The sequence below is a fragment of the Bifidobacterium boum genome, assembly GCF_000741535.1.
GTDB lineage: Bacteria > Actinomycetota > Actinomycetes > Actinomycetales > Bifidobacteriaceae > Bifidobacterium > Bifidobacterium boum.
In genome coordinates this window covers 185,123-206,719 of sequence record NZ_JGYQ01000002.1, presented here as the reverse complement: position 1 = coordinate 206,719, position 21,597 = coordinate 185,123, and the positions used below count along the sequence as shown (strand labels likewise).

General features: G+C 59.4%; 15 protein-coding genes and 1 pseudogene. 11 read left to right on the top strand and 5 right to left on the bottom strand.

Translation table 11 applies throughout. The features are described 5' to 3' along the window. The gene (locus BBOU_RS00880; RefSeq protein WP_026503003.1) at window positions 1–3,438 is read left to right on the top strand and encodes a DEAD/DEAH box helicase family protein; all 3,438 of its coding nucleotides are present in this window, start codon (window positions 1–3) and stop codon (window positions 3,436–3,438) included. 98 nt (window positions 3,439–3,536) lie between these two features. Here the strand turns inward: BBOU_RS00880 and BBOU_RS00875 are convergent, their stop codons facing one another. Further along, the gene (locus BBOU_RS00875) at window positions 3,537–5,660 is read right to left on the bottom strand and encodes a DUF262 domain-containing protein (RefSeq protein ID WP_051616771.1); all 2,124 of its coding nucleotides are present in this window, start codon (window positions 5,658–5,660) and stop codon (window positions 3,537–3,539) included. 303 nt (window positions 5,661–5,963) lie between these two features. Here BBOU_RS00875 and BBOU_RS00870 point away from each other — a divergent pair, with 303 nt between their 5' ends. Then, window positions 5,964–6,185, top strand: a complete 222-nt coding sequence (locus BBOU_RS00870) for a hypothetical protein (protein ID WP_026503002.1) — start codon at window positions 5,964–5,966, stop codon at window positions 6,183–6,185. A gap of 291 nt (window positions 6,186–6,476) precedes the next feature. On the opposite strand, the gene BBOU_RS00865 is transcribed toward BBOU_RS00870, so the two are convergent. Continuing rightward, window positions 6,477–7,619, bottom strand: a complete 1,143-nt coding sequence (locus tag BBOU_RS00865; protein WP_152595631.1) for a hypothetical protein — start codon at window positions 7,617–7,619, stop codon at window positions 6,477–6,479. A gap of 601 nt (window positions 7,620–8,220) precedes the next feature. Between BBOU_RS00865 and BBOU_RS00860 the strand changes: the two genes are divergently transcribed. Beyond that, window positions 8,221–10,020, top strand: coding sequence for an ATP-binding cassette domain-containing protein (locus BBOU_RS00860; protein ID WP_026503001.1), 1,800 nt, complete (start codon window positions 8,221–8,223; stop codon window positions 10,018–10,020). A 327-nt stretch (window positions 10,021–10,347) separates the two neighbouring features. Here BBOU_RS00860 and BBOU_RS00855 read toward each other — a convergent pair whose 3' ends face one another. Continuing rightward, the gene (locus tag BBOU_RS00855) at window positions 10,348–11,817 is read right to left on the bottom strand and encodes an MFS transporter (protein WP_081815521.1); all 1,470 of its coding nucleotides are present in this window, start codon (window positions 11,815–11,817) and stop codon (window positions 10,348–10,350) included. 504 nt (window positions 11,818–12,321) lie between these two features. Here BBOU_RS00855 and BBOU_RS09375 point away from each other — a divergent pair. From BBOU_RS09375 to BBOU_RS00840, 3 genes are read left to right on the top strand one after another with little or no spacing between them, the layout of a single operon-like run. Further along, entirely contained in the window at window positions 12,322–12,747 is a 426-nt protein-coding gene (locus BBOU_RS09375; RefSeq protein ID WP_238551918.1) for a ferrous iron transport protein A, read from the top strand. Further along, entirely contained in the window at window positions 12,744–15,032 is a 2,289-nt protein-coding gene (feoB, locus tag BBOU_RS00845) for a ferrous iron transport protein B (RefSeq protein WP_026502999.1), read from the top strand. The genes BBOU_RS09375 and feoB overlap by 4 nt, the downstream gene beginning before the upstream one ends. Window positions 15,033–15,044: 12 nt before the next feature. After that, window positions 15,045–15,356 carry a cytosolic protein gene (locus BBOU_RS00840; protein WP_015450464.1) on the top strand — a complete coding sequence of 104 codons (312 nt, stop codon included), beginning with the start codon at window positions 15,045–15,047 and terminating at the stop codon, window positions 15,354–15,356. A 263-nt stretch (window positions 15,357–15,619) separates the two neighbouring features. On the opposite strand, the gene BBOU_RS08965 is transcribed toward BBOU_RS00840, so the two are convergent. Together BBOU_RS08965 and BBOU_RS00835 are read right to left on the bottom strand one after the other, a co-directional pair. Further along, window positions 15,620–16,060 (bottom strand): DUF488 domain-containing protein, encoded by a 441-nt coding sequence (locus BBOU_RS08965; protein ID WP_081815526.1) that lies wholly within the window; start codon window positions 16,058–16,060, stop codon window positions 15,620–15,622. Window positions 16,061–16,147: 87 nt separating this feature from the next. Further along, a pseudogene (locus BBOU_RS00835) lies at window positions 16,148–16,696 on the bottom strand (DNA-3-methyladenine glycosylase); the annotation flags it as partial. Between the two features lie 191 nt (window positions 16,697–16,887). Here BBOU_RS00835 and BBOU_RS00830 point away from each other — a divergent pair. The 5 genes from BBOU_RS00830 (at window position 16,888) to BBOU_RS00810 (ending at window position 21,532) form a co-directional block, all read left to right on the top strand. After that, window positions 16,888–17,838: an ABC transporter ATP-binding protein gene (locus BBOU_RS00830; RefSeq protein WP_026502998.1), complete on the top strand. Its 951-nt coding sequence runs from the start codon at window positions 16,888–16,890 to the stop codon at window positions 17,836–17,838. 11 nt (window positions 17,839–17,849) lie between these two features. Beyond that, complete coding sequence (locus tag BBOU_RS00825) at window positions 17,850–19,121, top strand: ABC transporter permease (protein WP_026502997.1); 1,272 nt, start codon at window positions 17,850–17,852, stop codon at window positions 19,119–19,121. Continuing rightward, window positions 19,108–20,391: an ABC transporter permease gene (locus BBOU_RS00820; protein WP_026502996.1), complete on the top strand. Its 1,284-nt coding sequence runs from the start codon at window positions 19,108–19,110 to the stop codon at window positions 20,389–20,391. Before BBOU_RS00825 ends, BBOU_RS00820 begins: the two co-directional genes overlap by 14 nt. Window positions 20,392–20,434: 43 nt before the next feature. Then, a complete protein-coding gene (locus BBOU_RS00815) occupies window positions 20,435–20,965 on the top strand; it encodes a GNAT family N-acetyltransferase (RefSeq protein ID WP_202961004.1) in 531 nt (176 codons plus the stop codon). A 156-nt stretch (window positions 20,966–21,121) separates the two neighbouring features. Then, window positions 21,122–21,532, top strand: coding sequence for an arsenate reductase ArsC (locus BBOU_RS00810; protein WP_026502994.1), 411 nt, complete (start codon window positions 21,122–21,124; stop codon window positions 21,530–21,532). Window positions 21,533–21,597: the final 65 nt, after the last annotated feature.

Below are 21,597 nucleotides of genomic sequence, written 5' to 3'. Positions count from 1 at the left end.
ATGGCCAATACGCCGAATATCAAGTCCTTTACGCGCATCCGCCCGATGATCTACGCCTACCAGACGCCTACGGTTCCCGAGCACAATGGCTGGACGAAGATCGGATACACAGCCACGCAATCAGTGCAGGATCGCATTAACCAGCAGAGTCATACAATCAATGTGCTGACTAAACTCCGCTGGACCGAACCTGCCATGTACATGGATGGTTCTTTTGAGACGTTCACCGATCATGACTTCCATCGTTACCTGATGAACCAGAAGCATGTGGAGCGTACACCAGGAACAGAGTGGTTCCATATCGAACCCGATCCGGCGCATACCGAGTTCACCAAGTTCGCTCACCGCGACTATGACATCGTCTCAGGCACTACCTACACGCTGCGGGACGAGCAGGCTGCGGCGGTGGAGATGACTCAGAGTTATTTCGGTAACGGTGGCAAAGAGTTCCTGTGGAACGCTAAGCCGCGCTTCGGCAAGACGCTGACCGCCTACGATCTGGTACATCGTATGGAGTTCAAGAACGTGCTCATCGTCACTAATCGTCCCAGCATTTCCGACTCGTGGCTGAACGACTTCCAACAATTCATCGGCTGGCAATACCCGTACCTGTTCGTCACAGACAATAAAGGAGTCCTGGACCAGCACGCCAAGCTTGGCAAGCACGCCAATGAGGGCATCATGACGCGTGCACAATACCAGGAATTCCTGAAAGCCCACAACATCACATCCTTCGCCGATCCAGACTACAAAGGCATGATCGCATTCGAGTCTTTGCAAGGGTTGAAAACCTCGAAGTATTTCGGCGCGTATGACGGCGTAGACAAACTTCGTTGGATCAGCGAACTGGACTTCGACCTGCTGATAGTCGACGAATCGCAGGAAGGCGTTGATACCTCCCTGACCGAAAAGGCATTCGACAGAATCAACCGCAAACACACGCTGTACCTGTCCGGCACCCCATTCAAGGCACTCGCCCAAGGCCGGTTCGCGGACGACCAAATCTTCAACTGGACGTATGTGGACGAGCAGGAAGCGAAGCAAGCTTGCGCCGACGGTGAGAACTCAAATCCATACGAGGTGCTGCCTCGCATGGAGATGTACACCTATCGCATGTCCGACATGATCACGAGCAAGATTCGTGAAGGCGCCGACGTGGACGATGACGGTGAGAACGAAGAATATGCGTTCGACCTCAACGAGTTCTTCGCCACCAAACGCGACGGTACCTTCGTGCACGAGGATGCCGTCAAGGATTTCCTCCACAACCTGACGACGCTGGAGAAATACCCGTTCTCCACGCCGGAACTCCGTGCCCAACTCTCGCATACGCTGTGGATCCTCAACCGCGTGGCAAGCTGCAAAGCGCTCGCCAAGCTCATCGAACAGGAGCCCGCTTTCGAAGGGTACAAGGTTGTGGTTGCCGCCGGTGACGGCAAGCAGCCGCTCACGGAGAACGGTGAGTCGCTCGTCAACCCCGACGACGCCGACAAGGTGGAAGCGACCGCACTCGAGCGGGTGAAAAACGCCATTGCGAACAATCCCCGCACCATCACGTTGAGCGTTGGGCAGCTGACCGTGGGCGTGACCGTTCCCGAGTGGAGTGGCGTGCTCATGCTGTGCAACCTGAACAGCGCTTCATCATACATGCAAGCGGCGTTCAGGGCACAGAACCCGTGCACCATCACTGCTGAGGTGGACGGAAAACCACAGCCAATGCGCAAGGAGACCGCCTACGTCTTCGACTTCGACCCCGTGCGTACCTTGACCATCTTCGAAGAGTTCGCGGAGAACCTTTCCCACTCGACCACAGGCGCCCATGCCGCGTCATCCGGTTCCAGGGCCGAGCAAGTGAAACGGCTGCTGAACTTCTTCCCGGTGATTGGTGAAGACGACGAAGGCCGTATGGTCCAGCTCGACGCGGAAAAGGTCATGTCCATCCCGCGCAAAATCAAGAGCCAAGAAGTCGTCAAACGTCGCTTCCTGTGCAACTTCCTGTTCCAGAACATCGCCGGCATTTTCGGAGCCCCCAAAGAAATCACGGATATTCTCAACAAGCTCGAACCAGCCAAGGAAGAGAAGCATTCCAAGAAGGACATGGAGGTTCGGCCGGCGGACTTCACCTTGGACAAGGACGGGAACCCGGTCATCGACGATGCCGATGTCAACAAAGACGTCAAAGACCTATTCAGCGATGAGAAAATCATGGTCATCGACCCTGTGGATATCCCGCCCATCCCTACGATTGAGCAGAGCCAGGATCCCGACACCGGTTATCTGTCACACGTGGATATGACCACGGATACCAACCTCTTGGCGAAACAAGCCAAAGAGCAGTTCCGTGAGAAGGTTATCGCCCCGATTGTGCAGAAGCATAACCTCAACGTACGCGACAGCAAGAAACTCGCCGAAAATGTCAACCATGCCTTCGATGCAGTGGTTGAGCAACAACGCGATGCTTTCAACCAGAAGCAGGCGGAGCTCAGGCAGGCGTACACGGAGAATCTCGAGCAATCCGAAGACCCGGACGAGCGCATGCAGATGTTGAAGGATAATGCGGTCAAACTCGCCAAAGATGCTGAAACTATGATGAAAGACATAGTCAGCCAGATCAACGAGATTACAGACGAAGAAATCAAGAACGTCAGTAGGCAAGCACAGACGATAAAGGCTGAACATGAGAAGAAAAATGATGAAGACATCATGCGCGCTCATCTGCGCGGCTTCACTCGGACCATCCCGAGCTTTGTCATGGCGTACGGCGATCGCAATCTCAAGCTGCGTAACTTCGACGACTATACCGAAGACGACGTATTCCATGAAGTGACCGGCATAACTGAAGAGCAATTCCGCTTGCTGCGTGACGGCGGTGATTACCGGGATGAAGTAACCGGCGAGAAGAAGCACTACGACGGGCACGTTTTCGATGAAACCGTGTTCAACGATGCCATCCAGGAGTTCCTCAACAAGAAGGAACAGCTCGCCAACTACTTCGATGATTCCCAGACCGAAGACATCTTCGACTACATTCCGCCACAGAAGACTAACCAGATCTTCACTCCGCGCTGGGTCGTGGAGAAAATGGTGGACGAACTGGAACAGGAGAATCCGGGATGCTTCGACGATCCTGACGCCACATTCGCCGACCTGTATATGAAATCGGGCATGTACATCGCCGAGATCGTAAAGCGTTTGTACCGCAGCGAGCGCATGAAGCAGCTGTTCCCGGACGGCGGCGAACGCATCAGACATATCTTCGAACATCAGGTGTATGGCATGGCGCCGACGCGCATCATCTACCTGATTGCAACCAATTACATCCTCGGGTTCAATGACCAGCTCAAGGCATCCACCACGCATTTTGTGCAGGCGGATGCCGCGGAAGCCGCGAAGAACGGCACGCTTCAGGAACTCGTGAACGAGAAGTTCGGGAAGTGATGAGCAGAGATGCTGGTGTGAGTGGCCAGCACGGGGGTGCACAGCGGTAACCGATTGTGCTGTGGCAAGCGGCATACTCGCCACAGCACAATCGGCAATCAACACTGGTCGATCAGCCTCATCACCTCAGGAATGTCTTCAGTGTTGTGCACATCCACCCGCGTCAAACACCCTGCCGTGAATCCGTATGGTCGCTTATCTTGCGCGTAGCCGTTCGGATCATCAAGGTCATCAATGGAGGCATTGAGACCGATGCTGAGACTTGTGGAGCTAGGACGCGCCTTGATGGTAATGTGCAGCGCCTTACCACCATTGGTGTAATAACCCACGTAATTCTTTTTCACGCCGAGACTCCAATCGGGTTGAGCCTCCGCAATGGCTTGCTGCAACTGCTCAAACAAGTCATGGCATCTGCCGCCGACGGCAAGCCCAGGTTGTGCAGTTTCAATCGACCAGTCGGCGGAGCGGGTTGTGGCTCTCGGTGTTGGCCGGTATTCGTCGATGATTTCGTCCGATAGCGTGGGGCGTTGCCATATTGAGCAAGCTCTATCAGCGAGCGCGGCGGCTCGCTCATGGATGGTTTCTGCGTTCCACACAGTGCAATCAGCGATATAGCGGTTCAAACTGAGCGGACTGTATTTGTACCCTCCGGGGTTGAGGTGTTGCTTATCCGGGAACGGCCTGTTCGAATATTCCTGGTTGTAACCGGTGAGTGTGAGATTGCCCAGCGTGTGGCACAACGTGTCGTGAGTGGTCTGCCAGTCCGGACCGAGCATGGTCTGCCATGCGGCGGAATCATCGATGGTCTGCGGCATGACATGCTCGATCTGGTACATGCCAGTATTGACAGGCTCTTTCGGATGGTACGAGTCCTCCAGACGTTCCAACAGATACAGTCGGCCTTTCTTGAAGCCGCGGTAAATGTCGCGTGTCGCAAGCGCGTCGGCGAATTCGCTGTCATCGGGGAAGTAACCGGTGGAATCCTTCTCGGGTGCGAGCAGCAGCGCGGTCAGGCACTCTTGCGGATTGTCGGCGTCATCGAGTTTGCGGTACATTCCGGCGAACATTTTGTTCAGACCTTGCGTGGACTTGCCTACCGTCATGCGGCGGAACAGGAAGGATTCGACCATGTCGCACATCCTGCCGAACTCGTCTTTGGTGAGTTTGTGCTCGTCCATCAGCGTGTACAGGCACATCAGCAGCGGACGTGCGGGTCTGACATCCAGAGTGTTGATCTTGTCGAACTTGCGCTTGAGATCGGGGTCGGGCTCCTGTCTGAGGAACATGCGGGCGTATCGTGTCGCATACGCGAGCAGTTCGGAGAGGATGGTTTGTGGTTCCCGGTCGAGGTTCCGGCTTTGCACGTAATACTTGAAATCGTGATAGGCGTTCTCTTGCTTGGGTGCGCGCTCGGGAATCTTCAGAGACAGCCAATACCAGAGGAAGGTGTTGAATTCGTTCTCGGCACCCTGCCCGAACAGGTGTTCGATAGGGCGCCAATACTGGTCGTAAAGCTCGTTCTGCCGGTCATTCGACAGTGACAGGAGCATGAAGTTGCGCACGAGGTCGATCGGGGTGAGGGGTTTGCCCTTGGAATTCATCGACTCGAAGATGAGCTGTGCATTGTCTTCATTGGGGTTGAGCTCCGTGTCGATGATCACCAGTTTGTTCAGGCCGTTCCACAGCGTTTCGGGGGAAGTTTGCCCTTCGCGGATTCTTTTAGAGAAGAATGCTTTGGCGCCCACAAGAAGACGGACCGGGTGCTCCGGCAGGGGGCTGCCGTCGACCAAGGAATGCATGGTTGTCTTATCGTCCATCGACAGGACAAGCTTGTACCGTGATTCTCCCCGGTAATCATCGTTGAACAGGTAGCTCTTGCGCAAGGATCTGGGGGAGAGGTCGGTGAGAAATTGCGCGCGTGAATCATCCTCGTCCAGATAATCGAGCAGCGCGGCGAGGAGCAAAGAAAGCGTGGTCATGCGCTGCTGACCATCGATGAGGAGCTTGCGATGGATGCTCGTCGCAGTGCTGTCCTCTTCAGGGATGTACAGGAACGAGCCGATGAAATGGGTCATGCCATCCTCACCCGCCAGCGTCACGTCGTTCCATAAGTCCTCCAGTTGCGGGCGCTGCCAGGAATATTCACGCTGATACACAGGGATGATGAACTGGGTTCTGTCCGCCCCGAGCAGATCAAGGAATCTTGCTTGTGTCGCCCGCATGGTTGGTCTCCTTCTTCGGTGATGCCTTGATTCTATGGTATTGCGGAGTGGGGTGATTGGTGTGGGGTGGTGACTGGTGGGGTGTGGTTTATGGGTTGCCGGGAGTTTGTGGATTGCCTGGGGAGGAAACTCGCTGGAGTGCGACGATGCTGTCGCACAGCGGCGAGATAGCCCGATAAATGAGAGTCGCGGTGCGACTATCACGCTACACGGCAACGTAGAGGACCGCTCGAATCGTGACGTAAGTCGGAGTATGGCGAACTCGTTCATTGCTTTTTTCGCGCTGAGTTTACACTCATCTGCATGGATTCAGATAAGTTCTGCTTCTCGGACAACAGTCTCGTCAGGGTCAGTGCCGAGGAGGAAGCCGCGCTGAACAAACGCGACGGTATTGTCCCGCGGGATGATGTAAAAGCAGCATGGGCGAACGCGAGGTTCAAATACGCACTCGAGTATGGGACTCATTTCAATCAGTCCGCGGCTTCTGAAGAATATGATCGCCTTCATGCCCAAGGCAAGATTTAGGTATTTTCTGGCTATGGTCGCTTGAGTGACAGTGGGCTCTGTCGCTGCTGGATTGCCGTGTTCCATGTGGTGCAGGCTGCAACGCTGAGGAAACCGCACTCAACCGACGCGACCCACAACTGCAAAATCGTCAGCGTCATGAGAAAAGAAAAACGGGAGCCTGTCTAGAATGGCTCCCGCTGTTGGGAGACCGCTTCACATCCGCAAAGACCGGTCGAGTCATCCCGTGTTCATGTCATGTCGAGGCTATCGATAGTAACCCAGAATCGCAACTGAGCGGCGTGTTCTGTTTCAGTGTCGCATCGATCCATGCGGCCACTTCACATACCGCTTGAACAGCTTGATCGCATCATCGGGAATATACGCGGTGTCGGCAAGGTGCATGGCATGAATAATGCCGACAAGTCGTGAAGCACTCACGACTGGAATGCCTTGGTATTCGGCGGACGTGCCGGATGGGGAATCAGGGTCGTAACGCACGTGCCTGTCGGCTGCCCACTGCAGGTTACTGACATCCGGTGTGCCTTCGGGACCGGGGACAAAGCAGATAACCCATTGTGCGTCGATGTTGTGCTTTCTGAGCAGCGGCTCCCACATGGATTGCTGGTGCAACATATTCGACGATGTCGCAAGTGTGACTCGCCCGTCCGGACCGGTCACGAACGCATGCTGAGATTTGCTGATTCGCGCAATCGTGCTGTTGCCCATGCAAATGTATTTGGTGTCCTTGCCGCCCTTGTAATACTTGGCGTCAACAAACCAGGCATGTAATCGTCCTTCATAATCCATGCCGAGCAGCACGCAGTCAATGTCGGCGTTCGTTCTACGGCCGTTGCGGTCCAAACCATAAAGGCTGTAAAACCCGATGACATTGAGGTTGCCGTTCTTGTTGAACGCAGCGATGATTCCAGCCAAGATCTTCTCGCCAATCATGCCTGAGGAGATGCCTCGTTGGCCGTAACCGCTGTGTTCAAGTCCGCTGCCCGGGAATCCGTACAGTTGCCCCCGGTAGTGCGCCTCACCCAGATTCATGCCCATTGCAGCGTGATATGCTTCGCCCAGCGAAGCCCCATATAGTTTCTTGGACGCATCTTGCGTCACTATGTGATACCCGTGATACGTCATTTCGTCCGGCGGCGCCGGCTCGATGCCATATTCGGTGACGGCGTCATGCAGCGGGCCGGGATCGTGTTCATCCAGCCAGGCGGCGTCGGCGTGGCGTCTGCATGCCGTCACCGTATGCCCTGGGATGAGCAACAGCAGCAGCGTGATTATTGATGCGCATGCGATTACTGTGTCCGGTTTGGAGGTGTAGAGCGTATTTTCGCCGGAACCATTACCGGTAGATACTCCGTTGGCGATCGACACAAAATATAGAAAGTCGAACAGCACGGCATACCACGAGGGGATGCCGGAGACAACGGCTATCAGCACACATGCAATCCGGAACTTGGTCGTCGACGTAGCGGGGGTTTCGGAATACTGACGACCTGACGCCTGAAATCCGATGAATGCATCGATGGTTACCAAGACGGCAATGACCAGAATGCATGTAATCGGCAAATCCCTCACCCCTCGATACGTCTCCCGGCAATCTCTCCTTCGGCAGTATCTTACGCCGGATTTGGCTTATTGTTCGGGGCGGCGAGTAACGATTATCGCAACTCTACCTTGCCGCTGTGTAATGGTCTGCTCGCACTGTGGTGAGGTATCTCCTGTTGAGGTTGAGGGGCGCAGGCAATCAGGTTGTGGCGTGAGTGTGGTGTAGCACGGCGGGCTGAAAGCGACCATTGGTACGGCCATTCTGATTGCTATCTCGTCGTGGTGTGAGTGTGGTGTCGCACGGCGACAAGATAGTGCCCAATAGTACGGTCATACTGCATATTCTCTCGTAGCGTTGCGACTGTGGAGTCGCATGGCGGGCTGCTAACGCCCCTAGGTACAGTTTCCGGTCGCAATCTCGCTGTGTTGCGACTGCTGCATCGCACGCCAGGCCGATGCCCCGTCCACCGTCTCTGTCAGTATCGACCACAGCATGTCTATCACCGCATTGAATCTGTCACATATCACCTACACATACCCCGGGGCGCCGGAACCGATTTTCGAAGACGTTACTGTCACGTTCGCACCCGGCTGGACCGCCGTGCTCGGCGACAACGGCATCGGCAAATCCACGCTCATGCACATCGCACAAGGCAAGCTCACTCCGGAACGCGGGCAAGTCAGCCCATCGGACGCGGTCATCGCGTTCTGCCCGCAGGATGTCGCCGCCGTGCCTGACAACTTGGATGATTTCTCCGCCGACTGGAGCCCGGAAACCATAGCGATACGCGGCACGCTCGGCATCGCGGACGACTGGCCGTACCGGTACGACACGCTCTCAGGCGGGGAACGCAAACGGTTGCAAATCGCGTGCGCGCTTGCAGCGCACCCCGACGTCCTGATTCTCGACGAACCGACCAACCACGTTGACGCTCCGACCCGGAACGCCATCGCCCAAGCCATGCTCGACTTCACCGGACAACGCCATGCCCTGGCAACCACCGCCATGCCCACCGCGAACGGGCAGCATCACGATGAGAGCAACGGTAAAGAAACCGCCACATTGCCCGCACCCCGCCGGGGACGCGTCGGCATCGTCGTCAGCCATGACATCGAACTCATCGACCAAGTCGCCATGCGATGTGCCTGCTTCGAACGCCGTCACGTCGGGCACAGCAACATCACCGTAGTCACCATGCGTCCCGGCAACTACACGGCTGCGCTCGCCGACGCGACCGCCCAACAGGCAGGGGAGCGTCACGCCCTCGATCAGGCAAGCAAAGAAGCCGCGCGATTGCAACGCGAAAGCGCATCACGCCGGCATGATGCGGCACTCGCCGCGACATCATGGCGGGCGAACCGAACCATCGACCGCAAAGACCATGACGCGCGCAACGCCGCCAAACTCGCCAAAATGACCAGTGTCGACGGCTCCGCCGGCTCAGCGCAGGCGCGCCTCGACGCCCGTGTCGAGGCCGTACGGCGGGCGGCGGACTCCATTACGGTCGCTGCGAAACGCTACAACGGGGACCTGACCGCATTCGCCGGCATCGAACCCAGCCATGCGACGGAACTCGTCCGGCTAGACGCGGGTGTTATTCCGTTCGGGGAATCGGCAGTGCAGGTTTTGGCGCAATCTAGCGACCGTGTTGCTGGTGCGGGCGGCGAGAGCAGTAATACGGCGGAAGTTGGGAAATCAGGGAAACCGATTGATATAGCGCAATCGGCGGGTACAACAGGAGCGGCATCGGATATCCCCGTGACCGCACACGCCTGGCACACCCCGGACGGTGTGCGCATACCGGTGCTCAGCGTCGGGCCGAACGACCATATCGGCATCATCGGACCGAACGGCGCCGGCAAAACAACCATCCTTAACGCGTTGCTCGCACGACTCGACACGCAACCATTCGACGTGCCGCGGCTCGTCATCGCGCAGAACACCACAAGCGACGACGCACACGCCGCGCTCGGCCAGCTGGCGCAACTCACTCCCACCGACCGTGGCGACGTGCTCTCAGCCATGGCCCAGCTCAACGCCGACCCCGACCGCATCCTCGCCGCCACCAGCGAACCCTCGCCGGGCGAACTGCGAAAACTGCTCCTGTGTCTCGGCGTCACGCGTCACCCGCATCTGATTATCATGGACGAGCCGACCAACCACCTCGACCTGCACTCCAGGCAGGCGCTCGCCCGGGCACTCGCCGCGTATCGTGGGGCGGTCATCGTCGTCAGTCACGACATGCCGTTCCTGCGCGAGGCGGTCACCCAGCTGTGGCAGGTACACGCGTAGGTGAGTGACGGGGACGCGGTGGTTGGTAGCACGGAACTTCGCTTATCTGCGGTACTTCCGGCGAGCATCTCGCCTTTCTGTAGTACCTCCCGGAGCGTATCTGCTCTATCTGTGTTCATGAAAGTCGATATCGCAAGTATCGGCCGTGGAATATCAACGATGCTACTCGTGGTATCGGGTGATGACGCACACAAATAGATGAGATAGTTCTGAGCAGGTACTACAGATACCGCAGATGGCGGTGCGTGCGTGCGGTATTCCGTTGTATCAGTCCGGTGCATGCAGGCAGGAGCCGACGGGGGCGGTTTTGCCCGTGTATCCGCCGGCTTACGCTTCCCGCTGCACGCGGAAGGAGATAGCGACACAAGCACCGATCGCCAGCGCCAACACCAGCAGGATGATGAAATCGATACGGCTGCCACTCACAGTTGCAGAACTTACAGGCATGTGCAGGGTCTGCGCGGCGATCACCGCACTCATGACCGCGGTGCCGAGTGAACCGGCGAATTGCTGCATCATCGAGAACAAGGAGTTCTGGTCGGACTTCTGCCGCGGCGCGACATATTTACTTGCGTCGGACATCGTGATGCCGAATCCGATATTGAAACCGATTCTGAGCAGCGCATAGAAGATGCCGGTCAACACAACGGTCAGCGATTCGGCGAACCCCGTGAGCAATCCCAACGCCAGTACCATGAGCGTGATGCTGACGGTGATCGGCCGGCGCAAACCGGAACGGTCGTAGGCCTGTCCGGCGAAGGGTGCGGCAAACGAACCGATCAGCGAACCCGGCAGCAGCATAAGACCCACTGTCATCGCGGAATCGCCGAGTACGTCCTGCACGTAAAGCGGGAACACAATCGAAATGCCGATATTGATGAACTGCATGCCGAAATATGAGAACAGACGCAGTCTCACCATCCGGTTGTCCAGAATCGAATAATCGAACAGCCTGCGCGCGCCATGACGGGCATGCCACACCATGACGGCTATCAATGCCAGCACGATGAGCAGGCCGATCCAGAACCGCGGGGACAGCCAGCCGCCCCGTCCGGCCTCGTTGACTGCGACAAGCAATCCCAAGAACACGCAGGACAAGACCGTGAGCCCGATGATGTCAAAGCGTTGGCCGTCAACACCCGGCGCCGTACCGTGGATGGTGAACGAGCCGGCGATGCCGATGCATACGAACAGGGGGAGGACGCCTACGAAAATCGCGCGCCAAGACCATACGCTGGTCATAATGCCGCCATACGAGGGTCCGAGCGCCGGTGCCAAGGAGATGATCACGGCGGCGAAGCCGGTGTACACGCCGAGCTTGCGTACGGGTACTTGGGTGAAAATCGTCTGGAACATCAGGGGTGTGGCGATGCCTGTGGCGATTGCCTGGAGCATGCGCCCGAACAGCAGCAGGGCGAATCCGGGGGCAACCAGGCAGATGAGCGAGCCGATGATACTCGTGGCGAGCGCGAAGAAGAACAGTGCGCGGGGATTGAACCGTTTGAGCAAGTATGCGGTGCTGCCCATGACGATAGTCACCAGCAGCAGATACCCGGTGGCGAGCCATTGCACGGTGGTCAGCGGTACATGCATGCTGCGGATGAGCACCGGGAAGTCCACGGTCATCGAGGTTTCGATGAGAATCCCGACGAAGGAGAGCATGCCGATGGACGCGATGGCCGCGCGCGTGCGCCAAGGGACGGGGGAGTCGGCTGTGTCGCGGTTTGCGGGGCGCAGGTCGGGGTTATGCTCCGTGCTGTCTGCGGGTTTCGGTTGTTGCTGTGTGCTTTCGGGCATCGTGCTCCTTGTCGTGGCGTTGTCGTCATTTGTCGTCATCTGTCATCGTTTATCGTCGTTTGCCGTCGTGCATCGTCGGTTGCCGTCACAGGTCGTGAGCCGTGTCCGGACCGATACGTTGCTATGCGCTGTCATGTGTCGTCTGTTGTGCGGCGGCTTGCCTGCTCGCGCGTGCCGGCCGGTATCGGGTTTGCAGGAGGCGCGGTTTGCGCGGGTGCAGACGTTGTCGGCGGTGCTACTGGCGCTTTGGGCGCTGCGTTAGCATTGGGCGCTGCGAGTGGGGCATGTTTTCGTCGCCGATCCCATGGGGCGTGGTGCGTCACCTCATTCAGCGCGGAAGACGGTCATACTCTACGCACCGGGGGTGGACGGTGCCGGGGGCGGATGGGCGCCGGCAGTAGGTGGCATCGGTGGTTTTCGCAGAAAAGGGGCGAACGTAAAAATACGCTATTTTCCTAAAAAGTCTTGTGCAATCGGTGTCATGCCGGTTATTGTCGGTACGTGATGAAACGAGAACCAGGCACACACAGCCCACACCCACATGACCCGGCAGCAGCTTCACATGCGGGAAAACCGGCACATCGTACCGGTTTCGATTCCGATGGTGAACCCGGCGGTGGAAACGGCTCCCAGCCCGGTAACGGCACAGGCTCTGGCATTGGCTTCGATGCCGCACGCGAGTGGACGTTGGAAGAATGCCCGGTGGGGCAGGATATGCGGGTCACCGGCGTGCGCATGGATGAACGGCATGTGTTGCGCATGCTGGAACTCGGCATCAGGGCGGGCGGCTTGGTGCGTGTCACCCAGCGGTCGAATTTCGGAGGACGTGTCATCGCCATCGGCACGGGCAGAATCGCTGTCGATGCGGCCACCGCCCAATCCATCACCGTCCGGCCAGCGGAACCCAACACGCATGGAGAACAATCATGAGCGCGGATATCAAGTCTGAAGAATCGACGAATACCGCCGGATGCGCCGCGTGTTGCGGGCATGGCGACGGCGAATCCAAACCTGCTCATACCTGGGATACTGGGCCCGACGGGCATAACGGGCATTGCGGGCATTGTGGACATTCCCAGCACGGCGGGCAGCCTGACGGGCAGCACGGCGGACACGACGACATCATGTCGATGCCGTCTCCGACCGTCCGAGGAAGGCTGGAACGGCTGTTTAACGCCATTCGATTCGGCCGCGCGCCTAATGCCGACGCGGATGCGGACTGCCACCACGGTTCCAGCGGCGGGCATAAGTTGACTGGCGAAACCGCACGACGCGTGGTCTTTGTCGGCAACCCCAACGTCGGCAAATCCACACTGTTCAACGCGCTGCTGGGCGCTGGCGCGCGCGTAATGAACGCGCCGGGCACCACGGTGCTTGTTGAGCGCGGGCGTCTGGACATGACCGGCAAACCGGGCATTCCCGAATCTTCCGCGGGCATCTGGGACATCATCGATACGCCCGGCACGTACTCGCTGCTCCCGCAGTCGCCGGATGAGCGGGTTGCCGCGCAGGCCGCCGCCGGGATTGACGGCATGCCGACACCCGATGCGCTGGTGGCCGTGCTGGACGCCACCAATCTTGTCCGGTCCCTGTACTTTCTCGCAGGCGTGCTTGAACTGGGCCGGCCCGTCGTTGTCGCGTTGTCGATGAACGATCTGGCCCGCCGCCAAGGCGACGAAATCGACCCGCAAACGTTGTCACAGGCGCTTGACGGCGTGCCGGTGATCGCGATCGATCCGCGTACCGGCGAGGGAACCGATTCGCTTATGCGCACGGTCGCCGGAAATTTCGACGGCACACCGCTTCCGCACGGCTTGCAGCCGATGCACGCCGGCAGCGACGAGGAACTCGCCGCCATGGTTCGTGAGGGCGCCGATCGCCGCTTCGACTGGGCTGCCGGCATCATCCACCGGCTCGGTCTGGACCATGCCGGGCGGGAGACGGTGTCCGACCGTATCGACCGCGTATTGCTTAACCCGTGGCTGGGTGTGCCGGTGTTCCTTGCAGTCATGTATTTGGTGTTCCAGGCGACCACCACGCTCGCCGGCCCGATGCAAGACTGGTTTGACGTGACTGTGCGCGGGTGGCTGACCGACGGGATCGACGCGGTTATGTCGTTGTTTGGTCCGGACGCCACGAGCGGTTGGGTGCACGGGCTGATCGTGGACGGTCTGCTTGATGGCGTCATCACCGTAGCTACGTTCATCCCGCCGATGGGCATCATGTTCATCATGCTGTCTCTGCTGGAGGATTGCGGGTATTTGGCGCGCGCCGCGTTCGTCATGGACCGTCTGATGCGTGCCCTGGGACTTGACGGGCGTGCGTTCCTGCCGATTGTCGTCGGTTTCGGCTGCAATCTGCCGGGACTTGCGGCCACCCGTACGCTCACTGATTCGCGGCAGCGCGTTATGGTCGGCATGCTGATACCGTTCGCCTCATGTTCCGCGCGACTATCCGTGTATCTCGTGCTCGCGTACGCGTTCTTCCGTTCCACGGCGGGCTTGGTCGTCTTTCTCATGTATGTCATCTCGATTGTGTTGATTCTGGCGATTGGCGTGCTGTTGCGTCACACTGTGTTCCGCGATTTGAAGCCTGAACCGTTTGCCATGGTGCTGCCGCCCTACCAGTGGCCGAAAGCCGTGGCACTGGTCCGGTCCGTGCTCATCCGGCTGTGGGGCTTCCTGCGTGGGGCGAGCTCGATCATCATCAGCGTGATCATTGTGCTATGGCTGCTCGCCTCCGTTCCGGCTACGGCGGGTGCGGGGAGCTTCGGAAACGTCGAGGATGTGCATGATTCGGCCTACGGTGTGGTCGCCGACGCGGTGGCGCCCGTGTTCGCGCCCGCCGGATTCGACGACTGGCATGCTTCGGCCGCCCTGCTCACCGGGTTCGTCGCCAAGGAGGTAGTGGTTGGCTCGATGTCCCAGTCCTACAGCATCTCCGGCACGGACGACCAATCCGAACAACAGCAGGGACAGGGGGCGCTCGGGAGCAAACTGCGCGAATCCTTCGATGAATCCTCCGGTGGGCATGGGCGCGCCGCGGCGATCGCGTTCCTCTTGTTCGTGCTTGCCTACACGCCATGTCTGGCGACGGTGGCCGAATTGAAACGCCAGTTCGGCGGGCGTGTCGCTGCAGGCAGTGTCGCGCTGGGGCTGGCGGTAGCGTATGTGCTTGCGGTGGTTGCATTCCAACTGCTCAGGCTGGTGATGTGAATGGGTGCTGGTATGGATACTGCCGCGGAAACCGCCAAACACACCGTTCGCCGCATGCCTACCGGTGTCCGCGGCAGGGTTGCGGTGATGATTCGGCAGGGGCTTGATATCGCCGCATGCGCTCGCGTGCTCGGTATGCCGGCGGATTTCGTGCGGCAGGTCGCCGAAAGTCTGGAAGCTGAGGGTGCAATTGATCTGGTTACGTGGCGCGGATCGCACGGCTGCGCCACCGGCGGCTGCGACCCGGACCCGGATTCCCCGCTATGCGCAGGCTGTCCGCTCAAACCGGTCCAACTGCGTAGAAAAAGACGCGCCAAGGCATAGCGAAACCGCAGAAAGCCCACAAAACCGATCCGGCACCCACCCCTCCCCACAAACTGTCTACGGTAACGTGGTGCTAAGCGTAACCAGTTTGTGAGCGGGTACAAACTGGTTACGCTGATGGGGCTCTCCGCGTAACTGGTTTGTGATGTTGTACAAACTGGTTACGCTGACGAGGCAGTTGGCGTAGCTAGTTTGTGAGGGGAGTGCGCCGGTGGTGGGGTGATGCTTGGGGTGTCGTTGACCGGCAGCGTCGGGGGTTATGCTTACTTCCTTGTGTTCGCTTCCTGTTGTGAGACCTGCGTGTCGAGCAGATACTTGCGCAGGACGACCGCGTTGTTGCGCTCGTTGTCTTTGGCGCCGTACAGGAGCGTGACGCGGGGATGACCGGCGATGAGCTCGCGCAGGCGGCTGACCGCTTCCGGGTTGGCGTCCAACTCTTCGCGGTAGCGGGAGGCGAACTCGTCGAACCGTTCGGGGATATGCCCGAACCATGTGCGCAGCTCCTTGGATGGGGCGATATCCTTGATCCACACGTCCACGTGTGCGCTTTGCTTGGACCTGCCGCGCGGCCACAGCCGGTCGACCAGCACGCGCAGCCCGTCGTCAGCGGACGGTTCCTCGTATACACGGCGGATTCTCACATCGCAGCTGGTGCTGCCGCCGTTGTCGCCGTTGTCGTCTGCAACCGTTTGCTTTGTTTGCATTGCTTGTGTCCCTTTCGCTTGTGTCCCATGCATCGGCCCGGCAGCGTCCAGCGGCACGGCTTTCGCGTTCAACGGGCTTTTCGACACATACGGATTGCCCATGATAATCAGGCGTCTTGGCCGGTCCGCCGCCTTGCTGATACCGATGCGGGGCGTGCAGCCAATCCGCTCGCCTTCCTTGAGCGACGCCCGTACCAGCCGCAGCGGTGGCATGCGCAAATCATGGCCGTACAAGGATTTGTCAATGGCGAGCGCCTGACAGAGTTTTGCCGGCCCGTTGGTCAGTTGGGCGCCCGTGCGTCCGCCACGTAGTTGCGTCATATGTTCGACGCCTTCGACCGGTTCGCCCGCCCGGATCAGCACCCCGCATCCGAAGCCGTCCGCGCCCGCGGTCACATTCACGCAATAGTGCATGCCGTACGTGAAATACACGTACGCATGGCCCGCCGGACCGAACATCGCCCGATTGCGTTCACTGCGGCCATGATACGTGTGGCTCGCCGGGTCGTTCTGGTCATAGGCTTCTGTCTCCACGATGCGTACCGCGCTATGCGTGCCGTCCGGCCAGTCGCGAACCAGCAGGCAGCCGAGCAGCCCCGCCGCCGCCTCATCGGCGCCGCGGATGAGCAATTCCATGGGGAATGCGTTCCTGTTGCAGTTCTCGTCGTCGATTTCGTCGCAGATCCGTGCCATGCTGCTTCCTTTCGTCCGGCGCGTACGCGCCGGCTGCCACCATCGTCTTCCTTGATATGGACGGCAACTGACAGGCTCGCGAACCCTCGCCTAATTTCCCCGTGTTCGGCGTGTCGGCATGACACAATGGAATCATGAACGATACGAACGACACCGCCTTGAACGTCAGACACTTGGTCAAACGCTACGGGGACATGCTCGCGCTTGACGGTTTCGACCTTCAGGTGCGCCGAGGCGAGATTTTCGGTCTGCTCGGACCGAACGGCTCTGGCAAGACCACGGCGATCAGCTGCATTCTGGGATTGCTGGATTTCGAGGCGGGCGACATCCGTGTGCTGGGCGAGCAGATGACCCCGTCCGCCTATGAGCTACGTCGACGGATTGGCATTGTGCCCCAGGAGATCGCCGTATTCGATGAGCTTAGCGTCGAGGAAAACATCGATTACTTCTGCTCCCTGTATGTCAAGGACCGCAAGCGTCGCAAGCAGCTGGTCGACGAGGCGATAGGGTTCGTCGGGCTCACGGAATTCAGGCGCTACCGGCCGAAGAAACTCTCTGGAGGTCTGCTTCGCCGGCTTAACATCGCCTGTGGGATTGCCCACCGGCCGGAACTCATCTTCTTCGACGAGCCGACCGTGGCCGTAGACCCGCAAAGCCGCAACGCGATTCTCGAAGGCATCAAACGCCTCAACCGCGAGGGCGCGACCGTCGTCTACACCAGCCACTACATGGAGGAGGTCGAACTGATCTGCGACCGCATCCTGATCATGGACCACGGCCGACATCTGGCGCTCGGTACTGCGGACGAGCTCAAAGCCCAGATCGCCACCGGGGAACGCATAACCATCGAGGCCGCCGGTCTGGGTGGGAGCGTGCCAGCAGGGATCCGTAACCTTCCATTCGTCCTCGAAGTGAAAGCGAGTGGCGATACGCTGGACATCCGTTGCAAGCATGGCGAACACAATCTGGTCGACGTGCTTGACGTGCTGCGGCGTGGGAACATCCGTCCCGGGCGCGTCACCTCACAGCCGCCGACACTCAACGATGTGTTCCTTGAGCTGACTGGCACAGCGTTGCGCGACTAAGGGAGATCGTCATGTGGCATACCTTCGTCATGGAGCTGAAAAGCTCACTGCGCACACCCGCCGTCCTGTTCTGGATGATTGCGTTCCCTGTCATCCTTGCCACGCTCATCCAAGGCGTATTCGGCACTATCGCATCCGGGAACGTCACCCTCGAGCCGGCATCCGTGGCCGTGGTCTCAGACACGGCTTGGAACACCAGCCGTGGCGCGAACACGTTCGTCAACGCGTTCTCGGCGTCAGCAAGTGAATCGTCAACATCTTCGGACTCGTCGACCGTCACCGGCAAGAACAGCGCTATCGCACTGTTCAAGCGGATCGACGCCGCAAACGTGACCGAAGCCACAACGCTCCTGCGTCAAGGCAAGGTGCTCGCCTACCTGTCAATGCAGGATTCCGGTGATTTGAGACTCACGCTCTCGCAAAGAGCCGCCACGGATATCGCCCAGACAAAGTCCGGTGGCTCCGACGGGCAGGCATGGTCACTGATCACCCTCGGCACGCTGGTCGAACAGTACAACGAACGTTCGCGCATTGTCACACAGGCAATCGAGCAGGCGGCCGCCAATGACCCGTCGAAACTGACGGACAGCGCGTGGATCGCCGCTCTGGCGGGAGCAAACCTTGAAGAGATCACCCGACAGGCATCCGGCATCAGGCATGCCGACGGCATGGTGCGCTACCATGTCGCAATCCTCGCGATGAGCATCCTTATGGCCATGACCATGACCTGCAACATGCTCAGCGCCCTGCAAGCCAATCTCTCGCCTTTGGGAGCGAGGGTCAGCGTATCCCCGTTGTCGCGTCTCGCGCGCATCGGCGCGGTCATGCTGTCCTCATGGCTGGCGACCTTCCTGTGCATGCTTATCGTCTACGCGTATATGCGCGTGGTCTTGGGCGTGTCTTTTCCGGGAAGGGAAGGGCTCGCGATCCTCGCCATTGCAATCGGCTCCGGCATGGCCAATTGTCTTGGTCTGGTGCTAGGTGCAATCCCGGTCATCTCGCTCGGTGCGAAAAGCGGTATCAGTGTCGCCTTCTCCCTGGTCCTGTCGATTTTCACCGGACTGTACGGCAACATGGCCTTCGCGGACAGTGTGCAACACGCCGTGCCGGGTATGCAATACCTCAATCCTGCCAAACAGGTGACCAACCTGTTCTATGACCTGCTGTATTACGACAGTCTCGCCCCGTTCGCCCGCACTGTAGGAGTGCTCGCCGCCATGTCGGCGATCGCGCTGGGGGCGGCCGCATTCGAACTGAGGAAGGTGAGCTATGACCACCTGTAAAGCAGCATGGCTGGTTCTGCGCGCAAACATGTTCCAACTACTGGTCTACCTGCTGGCGACCGGGGTCATGGCCGCCATGCTCGGTATCGGCATCGGACTCGCCTCCGACGGCGACGACCAGACCAGCGCCTATGAGCCGCCCGCAGCATCCCTGGCGATTATTGACCGTGACAGCGCCGGCGGTCATGCCACAGGCGCCGCATTGCGTTCGTATCTCTCGTTCTCGGCGGACATCGTTGACATCGAAGACAGTACCCAGGCCATCCAAGACGCGATCGCCACCGACTATGTTGATGTCATCGTCATCGTCCCGCAAGGCTATACGGCATCGTTCACCAAGGCGGCACGAACGCAGGGCACTCTGCCCGCGCTGAGCCTGGCGGGCTCAGGAAACGGCACTGATTCCACCGGTTCTGTGGCGGCGCGGATGCTCACCATCCGAATCAACGGGTTCCTCGGATCACTGAAATCAGCCATGCTTGCCGACCAAGACGCATCGCTCGCCCAAGCAGCCGCCACCGTGGTCAAGGCGCGCGCGGAAAGCGGCCAGTCCGTCCAAGTGGCTGCTGCTGCCCCAAGCCACGCGCATGGCTCGTCAGCCACAGGAAGTCTCACTCCGAGCGGCCGGGTCTTCGCCGCGACCCTCGCTACCATGCTTTACCCGCTGATGCTCAACATCGCGTTCATCGTGATTGTCATCATCACCGCGTTCAACAAGCCGACCACCATGCGCAGGGTCGGCGTGTCAGCCGAACCCGGCCATGCCATCTGGGCACAGGTGTTGCTCGTCTGCTGCGGCGCATCAGCCGTGGTATGGCTGTGCTGCATCGGTGTCGCCATCGCCTGCTCCGCAGTCTGCCAGGGCGGCCTTGCCGGCATCGGGTGGCGGCCATTGTTGTTCTCGCTTATCGGCACGTTCGTATTCTCCTTGACGGTCAGTGCACTGGGGTTCCTCATCGGCCAATGTCGGGTTTCCACCGCCGCGATGAACGGCATCGTCAACACCGTGACGCTCGCCTCCGCGTTCCTGTCCGGCGCGTGGCTGCCGCAATGGCTGATGCCCTCATCGTTGCAAGCGTTTGCACGCCTACTGCCCGGCTGGTGGTACGTGGACGGCGTGTATGAAGCGTTCGGCGGGCAAGGCAGTGCGATGACCGGTACGCCCGACATCGGCAGGTGGGCTGCCGCAACCGGTCTCATGGCATTGTTCGCGCTCGCGTTCATCGCGGTGGGCTTGGCTGTCTCGCGGTTCGCCGCAAGACGAAAATGACAGTGGGACTGCCATGACCCCAAGGCGCGATACCATTGGCCGCATGAGCACACCGACACCATCGTTCGCCCTGCTGCCGATCCGCACGGCAACCGTGCAGGATCTTGACGCTCTCGACCGGCTTGAACAGGCATGCTTTCCGCCGGCGGAAGCGGCCAGTCGCGCGTCGATCAGCAGCCGGCTCGCGGTATTCCCCGACCATTTCTGGCTGTTGGAAGCCCAACACGGCCCTGACGGCGGCACACAGCTCGTGAGCTTCGTCAACGGCATGGTCACTGACCAGCCGCATCTGCTCGACGAGATGTACGACGATGCCGGCATGCACGATCCGCGAGGCGCATGGCAGATGATCTTCGGCGTGGACACTCACCCGGATTACCGACGTCACGGCTATGCGGGGCGCGTGTTGCGCCATGCGATTGAAACCGCACGCGAGCAAGGCCGTCGCGGAGTGGTTCTCACCTGCAAGGATCGGCTCGTGCAGTTCTACGCGGCCTTCGGTTTCCAAGACGAAGGCATGTCCACATCCACACACGGGGGAGTGCCCTGGCATGAGATGCGCCTGACCTTCTGAGCTGCGGTCCTGCCCGTGACCGGCCGACAGGTAACCGGCGGCAACAGCGCGCACCGCAATCAAACAGCGCCGACACCACCACAACAGACCACGCACGATTGCTAATTGCTAATCATTAATCATCCTCTGTCAAGAAGCCAGAAAGCCAAGGAACCGATGACACTGCCCAAAGTCGCATTCATCTGCACCCACAACTCTTGCCGCAGCCAGATTGCCGAAGCGTTGGGCAGGGCGCTCGCCGCAGACGCGTTCGAATCATATTCCGCCGGCACCACCATCAAATCCGAAATCAACCCGGACGCCGTGCGGCTCATGCGCAGCCTGTACGGCATCGATATGCCGGCGAACGGGCAGCACCCTAAGACACTCGACCAGCTGCCGCCGATCGATGTCATGGTCACCATGGGTTGCGGTGTTGCCTGCCCGGTGCTACCCGCCCGTTCGCGTGAGGACTGGGGGCTTGAGGACCCGACCGGCAAGGATGACGCGACTTTCATCGCCACAATCCACGAGATCGAACGCGATATCCGGGACTTGCGCAGCCGGGTGTTGGCGCAACAGGTCTGACATTCACAGGCGCCGTGTCTCGGGCCGTTCGTACAGGGGTAATCGCAAACGTCGTCAACCGTGTG